This is a genomic window from Rhizobacter sp. P2_H3, assembly GCF_056403355.1.
Genome location: NZ_JBFUFQ010000181.1, coordinates 1 through 12,032, shown reverse-complemented (window position 1 = coordinate 12,032; position 12,032 = coordinate 1). Strand labels below are relative to the sequence as shown.

The 12,032-nt window shown below is 71.3% G+C and carries 9 protein-coding genes; 1 reads left to right on the top strand and 8 read right to left on the bottom strand.

From position 1 onward, the window contains the following. The 5 genes from AC1D1T_RS24415 to AC1D1T_RS24395 form a co-directional block, all read right to left on the bottom strand. Positions 1 to 656: alpha/beta hydrolase (locus AC1D1T_RS24415; RefSeq protein WP_477992631.1), on the bottom strand; the 656-nt coding region annotated here is incomplete at its 3' end. 60 nt (positions 657 to 716) lie between these two features. Beyond that, the gene (locus tag AC1D1T_RS24410; protein WP_477825466.1) at positions 717 to 1,589 is read right to left on the bottom strand and encodes an alpha/beta fold hydrolase; all 873 of its coding nucleotides are present in this window, start codon (positions 1,587 to 1,589) and stop codon (positions 717 to 719) included. A 98-nt stretch (positions 1,590 to 1,687) separates the two neighbouring features. Next, the gene (locus tag AC1D1T_RS24405) at positions 1,688 to 2,218 is read right to left on the bottom strand and encodes an SRPBCC family protein (protein WP_465111370.1); all 531 of its coding nucleotides are present in this window, start codon (positions 2,216 to 2,218) and stop codon (positions 1,688 to 1,690) included. An 18-nt stretch (positions 2,219 to 2,236) separates the two neighbouring features. After that, complete coding sequence (locus AC1D1T_RS24400) at positions 2,237 to 3,241, bottom strand: MBL fold metallo-hydrolase (protein ID WP_477825465.1); 1,005 nt, start codon at positions 3,239 to 3,241, stop codon at positions 2,237 to 2,239. A 10-nt stretch (positions 3,242 to 3,251) separates the two neighbouring features. Continuing rightward, positions 3,252 to 5,258, bottom strand: coding sequence for a ferritin-like domain-containing protein (locus AC1D1T_RS24395; protein ID WP_477825464.1), 2,007 nt, complete (start codon positions 5,256 to 5,258; stop codon positions 3,252 to 3,254). Between the two features lie 73 nt (positions 5,259 to 5,331). Between AC1D1T_RS24395 and AC1D1T_RS24390 the strand changes: the two genes are divergently transcribed. Then, on the top strand, positions 5,332 to 6,237 hold the full coding sequence (locus tag AC1D1T_RS24390; protein ID WP_477825463.1) for a DUF1993 family protein: 906 nt from the start codon (positions 5,332 to 5,334) through the stop codon (positions 6,235 to 6,237). An 87-nt stretch (positions 6,238 to 6,324) separates the two neighbouring features. Here AC1D1T_RS24390 and AC1D1T_RS24385 read toward each other — a convergent pair whose 3' ends face one another. From AC1D1T_RS24385 to AC1D1T_RS24375, 3 genes are all read right to left on the bottom strand, one after another. Further along, positions 6,325 to 7,749, bottom strand: a complete 1,425-nt coding sequence (locus AC1D1T_RS24385) for an efflux transporter outer membrane subunit (protein ID WP_477825462.1) — start codon at positions 7,747 to 7,749, stop codon at positions 6,325 to 6,327. Next, positions 7,742 to 10,900, bottom strand: coding sequence for an efflux RND transporter permease subunit (locus AC1D1T_RS24380; protein WP_465111375.1), 3,159 nt, complete (start codon positions 10,898 to 10,900; stop codon positions 7,742 to 7,744). Before AC1D1T_RS24380 ends, AC1D1T_RS24385 begins: the two co-directional genes overlap by 8 nt. 40 nt (positions 10,901 to 10,940) lie before the next feature. Further along, the coding region (locus tag AC1D1T_RS24375; protein WP_477992630.1) for an efflux RND transporter periplasmic adaptor subunit at positions 10,941 to 12,032 on the bottom strand (1,092 nt) is incomplete at its 5' end.

The window sequence follows — 12,032 nt, the reverse complement described above, 5'->3', positions numbered from 1 at the left end:
GCGTACAGCAGCAGCGTCGGCAGCGTCCACGCGGCCGCGCGGGCGCGCACCCATTCGCCGCCGTCGACGATGAAGCGCACCAGCCGCGGCGTCACGCGGTCGTGCACCAGCGGGTCGGCGGCGTAGGCCGCGACGACGGCCGGGTCGCGCGAGATCCACGCCGGCTTCAGCCCGTTGCCGACCGCGAGCGACGGGGCGATCGGGCCGAGCAGCGCGAGCAGCAGCTTCTGCACCCCGTTCATGCCGGGGTCGAGCGCCGGCGACGACATCACCAGGCCGTCGACCGGGCGCCACCACGGCGCCTTCGTGTCGGCGGCGAAGCGCGAGACGACCAGCCCGCCCATGCTGTGGCCGAGCAGCACCAGCGGGCCGCGGTGCGCGGTGCGGGCTGCATCGATCACGTGCGACAGGTCGTCCAGCAGGTCGTGGTCGGTGGCGAGCCGGCCGCGGGCGCCCTCACTGCGTCCGTGGCCGCGCTGGTCGTAGGCCAGCACATGCCAGCCCCAGCCGTTCAGGTGCGCGATCACATGCGCGTAGCGGCCCAGGTGCTCGCCCAGGCCGTGCACCAGCACGACGACGCCATGCGCCGCGGTGCCGGCCGGATGGTGCGAGAGGTGCAGGCGCAGGCCGTCGGTGGTGTGCAGCGTCGTGTTCATGGCCCGGCAGTTTAGGCATCGCCTGCCGCGGCCGCCCCCGGGCTTGTCTCGATGCGCGCGTCAGGCCGCTTGCGGCTGCAGATCGCTGCCGAGCTCCAGCCGCGCGGCCGCCACCGGGTCGAGGTGGGTCGCCATCCAGCGCACGACGCTGGCCGCGTGCGTCATCGGCCCGAGGTGCCCTGCGCCGGCCAGCTCGCAGTGCTGCGCCTGCGGCAGCGCCTGCGCCAGCAGCTCGACGATGCGGCGCGCCGGCGCGCGCGTGTGCTGCCCGTGGATCAGCAGCATCGGCATCGTCAGTCGCGACAGCGCCTGCTGGCCCCAGGTCGCGGCGAACAGCGCATCGAAGTGGCGCGGCACCACCGGCATGCGCGACGCGATGGCCTCGCGGCGCGCCGTGCCCAGGCCGTCCCAGGCCGCATCGCCGCCCCAGTAGCTCGTGAACGCGCGCGCCGCGGCCAGCGCGTCGCCCTGGTCCAGCAACGCAGCCACGCGCGATGCGATCTCGCGCACTTCATCGAGCGATGCATCCTGCGGTGCCAGGCGGCGGATGATGCCGACCGCGACGGGCTCGTACAGCGTCAGCGAGTGCACCCACTGCGGGTGGCGCAGCGCGATCTGCATCGCGACGGCGGCGCCGTACGAGTGGCCGACCAGGTGGATGCCGCGCCGCACCAGCCCCCAGGCCGGCTGCACGAGCTGGGTGACCGCGTTCGCGTCGATGTGCAGCGTGTTCAGCACGGCCGTCGGCCACACCGGGCTGCGGCCGTGGCCGTGCAGGTCGGGGGCGACGACCTGCCAGCGCCCGCTCAGCGCATCGGCCAGGCCGTTCCATTGCGCATGCGTGCCGGTCGACGAGTGCAGGCACAGCACGACCGGCCCGTCGCCTTGCGTTCGGGCAACCAGGCGGCCGGGGTGGGGTTGGGGCGCTTTCATGACTTCTCCAGCGGATCGGAGCCGTCAGGATGCGCGGGGCAGGTATCGGCGCCGTGTCGTGCGCCGGCCCCGATTGATTCATTCGTTTCGAACGCCTGCTACGCCTTCTCGGCCGCCGCCTTCAGGTTCGCGAGCCCGGCTTCGAAGTCGCGCCCGATCAGCGTGTCCATGCTCATGAACAGGCCCATCAGCTTCGACACATAGGGCGTCGGGCCGTGCATCGCCCAGTGCACGAGGGTTGCGTCGTCCTGCGGCTTCAGCGTGAACTCGGCGATGTTGTGGCCTTCGAACGGCTTGATGAAATCGAGCTTGATCGCCAGCGCCGCGGCCGGCGTGCTCTGCATGATCTCCATGCGGCCCTGGCCGACCTTTGCGTTGCCGCGCCATTCGTAGACGGCGCCGACGCCGCGCGCCGGGCCGCTGTGCGTGCGCACCAGCGCCGGGTCGAGCTTCTCCCACGGCGACCACTCGGGCCAGCGGTGGAAGTCGTCGAGCAGCGGGAAGATCCTGTCCGGCGGCGCCTTGATCGCGAGCGAGCGCTCGACGCGGAAGCTGTCGGGCCGGGTCGTCGCGAACAGCAGCACCGCGGCGATCAGCAGCAGCACGACGAGGGCGATGGTCATCCACATGGCAGATCCTCCGCAAGCTCAACGAGGCGGGAATTGTCGCGTCTCGCCGATCGCGAGCACGAAGAATTCTTCGTCGGACAGCGCCTGCAGCTTGCGTTGCTCCAGCAGCGCCAGCGGCGGATCGTCGAGCGCTTCGTCGGACAGCTGGAAGGTGCCCCAGTGCACGCCCAGCGAGCGCTTGGCGCGCAGGTCGCGGTGGATGCGGATCGCCTCCTCGACGTCGACATGCTGCGGCGCCATGAACCAGCGCGGCTCGTAGGCGCCGATCGGCAGCAGCGCGATGTCGAAGCCGCCGCCGTTCGCCGCGGACTGGCGCGCGGCGAAGCGCGCCTGGATGTCGATGAAGTCGCGCGAGTACGCGGTGTCGCCGGCGTAGAACAGGTGGCAGTCGGGCGCGAACACCGCGAAGCCGCCCCACAGCGTCTTCATCCGGTCGGCGAGGCCCCGGCCCGACCAGTGCTGGGCCGGCACCAGCGTCACCTCGACCGGGCCGGCCGGTGCCGGCACCGTGTACGAAGTCCACCAGTCCAGCTCGACCGCGTTCGCGATGCCGCGCCCGGCGAGCCAGGCCTTCACGCCCAGCGGCACGATGAACAGCGGCGGGCCGCCCGGCTGGCGCTGCAGTGCATCGACCGATGCGGCATCGAGGTGGTCGTAGTGGTTGTGCGAGGCCAGCACGACGTCGATGTGCGGCAGGTCGGCGAGCGCGACACCGGGTGGCAGGTGGCGTTTCGGCCCGGCGAACGGCAGCGGCGATGCGCGCTCGGAGAAGACCGGGTCGGTCAGCAGGTTCAGGCCGCCCAGCTGCGCCAGCACGGTCGCGTGGCCGATCCACGTGACGGTGGGGCGCATCGCCGCAGCGGCGCGCGCATTGGCCTGCAGGAACGCAAGATCGGGCGCGACCTGCGGGATCGGCCCGCGCGGCGGCCGCGGAACGCCGTTGCGGTGCGCCGCCCAGCGCCAGCGCAGCACGTCGGCCAGGCTTTTCGGTTCGAAGCCGGGGTAGTTGTTCCGGAACGCCATCGCGCGGCCGTCAGACGCCGTCGGCCACGAAGCCGACCACCGCATGCGAGTTGTCGCAGAACGGCTTGTTCTGCGACTGGCCGCAGCGGCACAGCCGCGTGCTGGTGAGGCGGTCGACGGTGCGGCCGGTGCCGGCGCACAGCTCCAGGTTGCCGCTGACCTCGAGCGGCCCGTTGCGCAGCGGGTCGACGCGCAGCGTGCCGTTGCGCACCGCGAGCGGCTGCGATTCGCGCGTCGGCGGCTCGCCGCTCGCCTTGAAGCCGGCGGCGTTGTGCGAGCCGTCGCAGAACGGCTTGTTGGCCGACTGGCCGCAGCGGCACAGCGTGGCACGCAGCGACGAGCCGCCGTTCGGCGGGGCCGCCAGCGCCATCTCGGCATGGAAGGCGAGCGGGCCGTTCTCGCGCAGCCGCACGGTGTTGACGAGCGGTGCCGCCTCGGCCGGGCCGCCGTCCAACCGCTCGTAGGTGACCGCGCCGGACGGGCAGGTGTGGGCGACGATCGCGATGCGCTCGGGCGTGGCCTTGTCGGGGTAGAGCCAGTCGCCGGGCGTGTTCGCGAGGAAGACCTCGGGCTCGCCGAGCACGCAGTGCCGCGCGTGGATGCAGCGCTGCGTGTCGAAGCGCAGCAGCACGTCGCGGCCGCGGGCTTCGTCGGGTGGTTTCGGGGCGGCGCGGGGCTCGGCCGGCGCGGGTGAGGCGGCGGTGACGGGCGGCGGGGCCACCGGTGGCACAGCGGTCGCGGCTTGGCCCGCGATGGCCGGCCAATGCGCGTCATGGTCGGCCGACCAGTAATTGGAGAAGCGCCGCATCGCCTGCGCATGCCGGGCGAGCCACGGCTGCGCGCCGGGTTGGGCGGCCATCGAGGCCAGCCGGTCGGCGACGCAGCCGCAGCGCTCGGCGAGCACCAGCGTCGCGGTCTCGACCGACAGGTAGGTCAGCACGGTGCGGGACGCGGTGAAGGTCATGCCGGCATTGACACCAGGGTGCTTGTCGCTGGCCGGCAACGCCGACAGCGCGCTGCCCATGTCGCCGAGCATGTGCATCAGCGCGAGCGTCTGGTCGGTCATTTCGCGCCGGCGCGCGGTGGCGGTCTCGGAGCGTGGCGTCACGTCGGCGAGCGCCGACAGCAGGCGCAGCATCAGCTCGTAGCAGACGTTGGCGACGTCGAGCAGCGTGGCAGCCGGCTCGGCGGTGACGTGCACCCGCAGCCCGCTGACGACCGGGTTGCGCATCACCGGGTTGCGCGCCGCCGGGCGGGCCGGCTCGAAGCCCGGGCGGCGCGCCTTCAGGCCCTGCCATTCGCTGCGGATCGCGCAGAAGCGCGCGTAGTGCGAGCCGCTCTTGCTCTCGCGCGAGCCTTCGCCCTGTTGCACGATGAAATCGACGGCCTGGCGCGCCTCGGCCAGCGTGCCGACGGTCATCAGTCCGGGCAGGCGGAAATCCTGCATGGCCAACTGCGCGGCCCGCGGCCCGATGAACACCTTCGCCTCGCCGCTGTGCTGCACCAGCAGCTCGCAGCTCTCGGCGATCGATTCGTACAGCTCGCCGACGGTGGTGTAGTCGTCCGGCAGCATCGACAGCCGGCCGGCGACCGAGCGGCGGTGGTAGCTGGTCTTCTCGTAGCGCGTGCCGTCGCGCTCGGCCACGTCGGCCGGCCGCTCGAGGTAGACGAAGTGGTCGAGCGTGGCCTCGTCGAACGGTGCGAGCTCGACCGCGATGTCGGCCGGGAACAGCCCCGCGGCGATCGGGAAATTGAAGCGCCGGTAGTGCGGGCGGGCGCCGATCGCGACCGCGATGTTGTTGGCCAGCACCAGGTGCAGCATCTCGTCGGTGGCGATCGCGATGATCTCGCGGCGCCAGCGCTGCACGGCGGCGAGTTCGTCGGGCTCGAGCCCCTCGTCGGCGTGCTGCTTCAGCGAGAACGCCGCATAGAGGTAGGTGCACATCAGGCAGTGCTCGATCTCGGCGGCCTCGGCGAGCATGCCGACGAGCTGGGCGCGGTGGGAGGCGGGGGTCATGGCCGGCAGCATGCCGGGGAGGGCGCCGCGATGCAAGGGCGCCGCGCGAGAGCCCGACTGCTACGCTCGTGCGATGAACCCACCTCCGCTCTGGCAGGCCTCGGTGCCTGTCTTCCTGCGCTACCTGGAACGGCTGCGCCGCTGGCTCGACCTGGCGCAGGCCCACGCGCCCGGGCCGGACGCCGAACGGCTGCTCGGCGCGCGGCTGGCCGACGACATGAACCCGTTGGCGACGCAGGTCGTCATCGCGGCGAACTTCGCGTTGCGCGCCTGCCATCCGCTTGCGGGGCTGCCGGTTCCTTCGCCGGGCGAGCCCGGCCCCGGCTTTGACGGGCTGCGGGCGCTGGTCGATCGCGTGACGGCGATGGTGCGCGAGCTGCCGCAGGAGCGGTTCGACGGCGCCGAATCACGCCTGCTGGAGAGCCAGGCTGGCGACGCGCTGGTGCGCCTGCCGGCCACCGAGTTCCTGCAGCACTACGCGCTGCCGAACTTCTTCTTCCACCTGACGACCGCGTACGCGATCCTGCGCAGCCGGGGCGTGCCGATCGGCAAGGCAGATTTCGATGGCCTGCATGCCTATCCGCCGGCCGGCAGCGACGGCGCCGGGGCGGCCGACGAGCGCCGTGCCGAAGAGCTCCGCGAGATCGAACGTTCGCGGCTGCGCGCGCTGGTCGACGGCGACATCCCGCTCGCCCGGCGCCTGCATGCGCCGCAGTTCCAGCTCGTCACGCCGGCCGGCAGCGCGTTCACCCGCGACGAGTACCTCGGCCGGATCGAGCGGCGCGAGCTTCGCTACCTGCGTTGGGAGCCTGGTGCGATCGAGGTCCGCCTCCATGCCGACAGCGCGGTGCTGCGCTACCAGGCCACGCTGGCCTTCGAGCCGGACTCGCCGTTCCGGTGCTGGCACATCGATGCGTACGAGCGTATCGACGGCCGCTGGCAGGTGGTGTGGTCGCAGGCCACGGCGATCAAGCCCTGATCCCCGCGCGGCCCTGTCTCGTAGCCCGGATGGCAATCCGGGGTCTTCGCGTGTTGCCACGATCCCGGATTGAAATCCGGGCTACCGTCAATTGGCCCCCGCGTCCTTCCACCCACCCCCCAGCGCCTTGTACAGCGTCACCAGGTTCTGCGCCTGCAGCGTCTGCACCTGCACCACCGCCTGCTGCGCGGTGAACAGCGAGCGCTGCGCATCCAGCACGTCGAGGTAGCTCGCCGCGCCGTTGCGGTAGCGCAGGTCGGCCAGCCGGTAGCGCGCCTGCTCGGCATCGGCCTGCGCGCGCTGCGCCCGCGCCTGCTCGCCGAGCGTCGCGCGGCCGGCCAGTGAATCGGAGACCTCGCGGAACGCGGTCTGGATCGCCTTCTCGTACTGCGCCAGCGCGATCTCGCGGCCCACCTTCACGCTGTCGAGGTTGGCCTTGTTGCGTCCCGCGTCGAAGATCGGCAGCGTCGCCTGCGGCTGGAAGCTCCAGCCGAACGAGCCGCTCTTGAACAGCCCCGACAGCTCGCTGCTCACCGAACCGACCAGCCCGGTCAGCGTGATGCGCGGGAAGAACGCCGCGCGCGCCGCGCCGATGTTGGCGTTGGCCGCGATCAGCTGCTGCTCGGCCGCGCGCACGTCGGGCCGGCGGTTCAGCAGGTCCGACGGCAGGCCGGCCGGCACCTCCGGCAGCACCTGGTCGGCCACCAGCGGCACGCCCGCCGGCAGGTCGTCCGGCAGCGCCTGCCCGAGCAGCAGCACCAGCGCGTTCTCGTCCAGCGCGCGCTGGCGCGTCTGCTGCGCAAGCGACACGCGGGCCGCCTCGAGCAGCGATTCGGCCTGCCGCAGGTCGAGCTCCGAACTCGCGCCGTTGTCGAACTTCAGCCGCGTGAGCTTCTGCGAATCCTCTCGCGTCTTCAGCGTCTGCTTCGTCACCTCGAGCAGCTCGTCGTCGGCCAGCAGGTTGAAGTACCCGTTGGCAACCGACGCGATCAGGCTGATCTGCACCGCCTTGCGCGTCTCCTCGGTGGCCAGGTACTGCGCGAGCGCCGCCTGGCTCAGGCTGCGCACCCGGCCGAACAGGTCGAGCTCGTACGACGAGACCGCCAGGCCCACGCTGTAGGTGCTGGTGATCGTGTCGGGCCCGGCCGTCTGGCGCAGGCCGCTGGCGGCCGCATTGACCGTCGGCCATTCGTCGGCACGCCTGATCTGGTAGGCCGCGCGCACCTGCTCGATGTTCAGCACTGCGACGCGCAAGTCGCGGTTGTTCTTCAGCGCGAGCTCGATCAACCGCTTCAGGCGCTCGTCGGCGAAGTAGCTCTGCCATTCGACGTCGCTCGCCTTCGGGCCGGGGCGCGGGGTCGTCGCCTCGCCGGCGAACGAGCCGGGCACCGGCGCCGGCGGGCGCTCGTAGGTCGGGATCATCGTGCAGCCGGCCGCGAGCAGAGCGCTGGCCATCAGGGCCAGGGCAGGGGCCGGGCCGCGCAGCAGCCGGGGGCTTCGGGAATCACTCATGRGAACCATCCTTCGGCGTGCCATTCAGTTCATGCGCGTACATGCGGCGCTGCCGCTCGCTGCCCTTGAAGATGCGGCGCACCACGACGAAGAACACCGGCACGAAGAACACCGCCAGCAGCGTCGCGCTGAACATGCCGCCCATCACGCCGGTGCCGATCGCGCGCTGGCTCGCCGAGCCCGCGCCCGACGCGACCACCAGCGGCAGCACGCCGAGGATGAAGGCCATCGAGGTCATCAGGATCGGCCGGAAGCGCAGGTGCGCCGCTTCCAGCACCGATTCGACCACCCCCTTGCCCTGCGCATGCAGGTCCTTCGCGAACTCGATGATCAGCACCGCGTTCTTCGCGCTCAGGCCGATCACCGTGATCAGGCCGACCTTGAAGTAGATGTCGTTCTCCAGGCCGCGGAAGGTGGCCGCCAGCACGACACCCAGCACGCCCAGCGGCACCACCAGGATCACCGACAGCGGGATCGACCAGCTCTCGTACAGCGCCGCCAGGCACAGGAACACCGCGAGCAGCGAGAAGCCGAGCAGGATGAACGCGGTCGAGCCCGACAGCTTCTCCTCGCGCGACTGGCCGGTCCACTCGAACGCGAAGCCCGGCGGCAGCTGGCCCGCGAGCCTCTCCATCTCGGCCATCGCCTCGCCGGTGCTGCGGCCGTGCGCGGCGTCGCCGGCCAGCCGCATCGTCGGGTAGCCGTTGTAGCGGATGGTCTGCACCGGGCCGCTGATCCAGCGCGTCGTCGCGAACGCCGACAGCGGCACCGGCTGCCCCTTGCTGTTCAATGCGTTCAGGCGCAGCAGGTCGTCCGGCTGCATGCGTGCCGGCGCATCGGCCTGCACCACCACGCGCTGCAGGCGGCCGGCGTTCGGGAAGTCGTTGATGTACGCCGAACCCAGCGCGGTCGAGAGGGTCGAGTTGATCGAATCGAAGCTCACGCCCAGCGCGTTCGCCTTGTCGCGGTCGACGTCGATCTGCAGCTGCGACGCGTCTTCCAGCCCGTCGGGGCGCACGCCCGCGACGATCTTGCTCTGCCCCGCGAGGCCCAGCAACTGGTTGCGTGCCGCCAGCAGCGCCGCGTGGCCGTTGCCGCCGCGGTCCTGCAGCCGGAAGGCGAAGCCGGACGAGGTGCCCAGCTCGGGGATCGGCGGCGGGCTGAGCGGGAAGATGAACGCATCGCGCACGCCCATCAGCGCGCCGAACGCGCGGCCGGCCAGCGCCTGCGCCGAATGCTGCGCCCCCTTGCGTTCGTCCCAGTCCTTCAGCGTCACGAAGGCGAGGCCGGCGTTCTGGCCCTGGCCCGAGAAGCTGAAGCCCAGCACGCCGACCATGCTCTGCACTTCCGGCTGCTTCAGGATGAAGCCCTCGACCTGCTGCATCACCTCGACCGTGCGGTTCACCGTCGCACCCGGCGGCAGCTGCACGTTGACGATGATGTAGCCCTGGTCCTCGGCCGGCAGGAACGACGCCGGCAGGCGCGAGAAGGTCCAGCCCACCGCGGCGATGATCGCCGCGTAGATGATCAGGAAGCGGCCGGCGCGCTTGAGGATCTTCGCGACCCAGCCTTCGTAGCCCTTCGCGGTGCGGGCGAAGCCGCGGTTGAACCAGCCGAAGAAGCCGGTCTTCTCGTGGTGGTGGCCGGCCTCGACCGGCTTCAGCAGCGTCGCGCACAGCGCCGGTGTGAGCGACAGCGCCATGAAGGCCGACAGCGCGATCGACGCCACCATCACCGCCGAGAACTGGCGGTAGATGTTGCCGATCGAGCCGGCGAAGAACGCGAGCGGCACGAACACCGAGATCAGCACCACCGTCACGCCGACGATCGCGCCGGAGATCTGGCCCATCGCCTTGCGGGTGGCCTCGCGTGGCGACAGCCCCTCCTCGCTCATGATGCGCTCGACGTTCTCGACCACGACGATCGCATCGTCCACCACGATGCCGATCACCAGCACCATGCCGAACATCGTCAGCACGTTGATCGAGAAGCCGAGCCCGAGCAGCACGCCGAAGGTGCCCAGCAGCGCGATCGGCACGACCAGTGTCGGGATCACCGTGTAGCGCCAGTTCTGCAGGAACAGGTACATCACGACGAACACCAGCGCGACCGCCTCGAGCAGCGTCTCCACCACCTGCGAGATCGAGATCTTCACGAAGCGCGAGCTGTCGTACGGCACGCTGTACTTGACGCCCTGCGGGAAGTAGCGCGAGAGCTCGTCCATGCGCTTGCGGATGGCGGTCGCGGTGGCCAGCGCATTGCCGCTCGGCGAGAGCTGCACGCCGATGCCGGTCGACGGCTTGCCGTTCAGGCGCGCCGAGGTGGCATAGGTCTGCGCGCCCAGCTCGATGCGGGCGACGTCCCGCAGGCGCACGGTGGAGCCGTCGGCGTTGGCGCGCAGCACGATGTTGCCGAACTGCTCGACGTTGCTCAGCTGGCCGTTGACGACCACGGTCGCGAAGATCGACTGCCCCGGCAGGTTCGGCAGGTCGCCGATGGTGCCGGACGAGACCTGTGCGTTCTGCGTGCGGATCGCGGTGGCGACGTCGGCGGCCGACAGGTTGAAGCCGACCAGCTTCGCCGGGTCGATCCAGACCCGCATCGCGCGCTCGGTGCCGAACAGCTGGGCCTGGCCGACGCCGGGGATGCGCTGGATCTCGGGCAGCACGGTGCGCGACGCGTAGTCGCCGAGCGCGATCGGGTCGTAGGCCGGGTTCTCGGACGAGAGGATCGTGAACAGCAGGAAGTTCGAACGCGCCTTGTCGACCCGCACGCCCTGCTGCGTGACGGCCGACGGCAGGCGCGGCGCGGCGCGGCTCAGCCGGTTCTGCACGTCGACCTGCGCCAGGTCCGGGTTGGTGCCGGGCTCGAAGCTGATCGTGATCGAGCCGGTGCCGTTGGCCTGGCTGACCGACTCCATGTAGAGCAGGCCGGGCGAGCCGTTCATTTCCTGCTCGATGACGCTGATCACGCTGTCCTCGAGCGTCTGCGCCGAGGCACCGGGGTAGGTGGCCGACACGACGATGGAGGGCGGTGCGACCGGCGGGTACTGCGAGATCGGCAGCTGCGTGATCGCCACGCTGCCGAGCACGATGATGAACAGCGCGATCACCCACGCGAAGATGGGGCGATCGATGAAGAACTTGGCCATGGAGGAAGGCTCGCTGGTTCTGTCTTTTGGGTGGCCGGGGTCAGCTGCCGGAGGCGGCCGATGCAGGCGCGGATGCTGCGGCGGCCGACGCCGCGCGTGGCTGCCACGGCACCGGCTTCACCGGGCCCGGGCCGCGCAGCTTCTGGAAGCCGTCGACCATCACCTGCTCACCGGGCTTCAGGCCGTCGGTGACGAGCCACTGGCCGTCCTGCGCGGCCGAGCCGATCTTGATCGGGCGCGGCGCGACCTTGCCGTCGGCGCCGACCACCATCACGGTGTCGCCCTGGTTGCTGCGCGTGACGGCCTGCTGCGGCAGCGCGATCGCGCCGTCGACCTGCGCCTGCTCGAGCCGCACGCGCACGTACATGCCGGGCAGCAGCAGGCCGTCGGCGTTCGGCACCTCGGCGCGCAGCGTGATCTGGCCCGAGGTCGCATCGACCGTCAGGTCGGAGAACAGCAGCTTGCCGGGCTTCGCGTACTCGGTGCCGTCTTCCAGCACGATGCGCACGATCGCGGCCTCGCCGCCGGCGGCGCGCTTGAGCTTGCCGGCCTCGAGGGCCTTGCGCAGCTTCAGCGTCTCGGTGGTGGACTGCGTGAAGTTCACGTACATCGGGTTGATCTGCTGCACCACGGCCAGCTGGGTCGCCTCGCCCTGGCCGACCAGCGCGCCTTCGGTCACCAGCGCGCGGCCGATGCGGCCCGCGATCGGCGAGGTGACGGCCGCGTAGCCGAGGTTGATCTGCGCGGTCTGCAGCGCGGCGCGCGCCGACGCGACATCGGCCTCGGCCGACTTCTGCGCGGCCACCGCGTTGACGAAGTCCTGCTTGCTGATCGCGTTCGCCTCGATCAGCGGCTTGTAGCGCTCGGCCTGCGCGGTGGCCTGCGTCAGGTTGGCCTGCGCGCGGGCGAGCGCGGCCTGGGCGCTCTGCTGGCTCGCGACGTACGGCGCGGAATCGATCTGGAACAAGGCCTGCCCGGCCTTCACGTCGCTGCCTTCGCGGAACAGCCGCTTCAGCAGGATGCCGGCCGCGCGGGCCCGCACCTGCGCGACGCGCGAGGCCTCGAGCCGGCCCGGCAGCTCGGTCACGAGCCCGACCTCGCGCGGCGCGACCGTCACGACCCCCACCTCGGG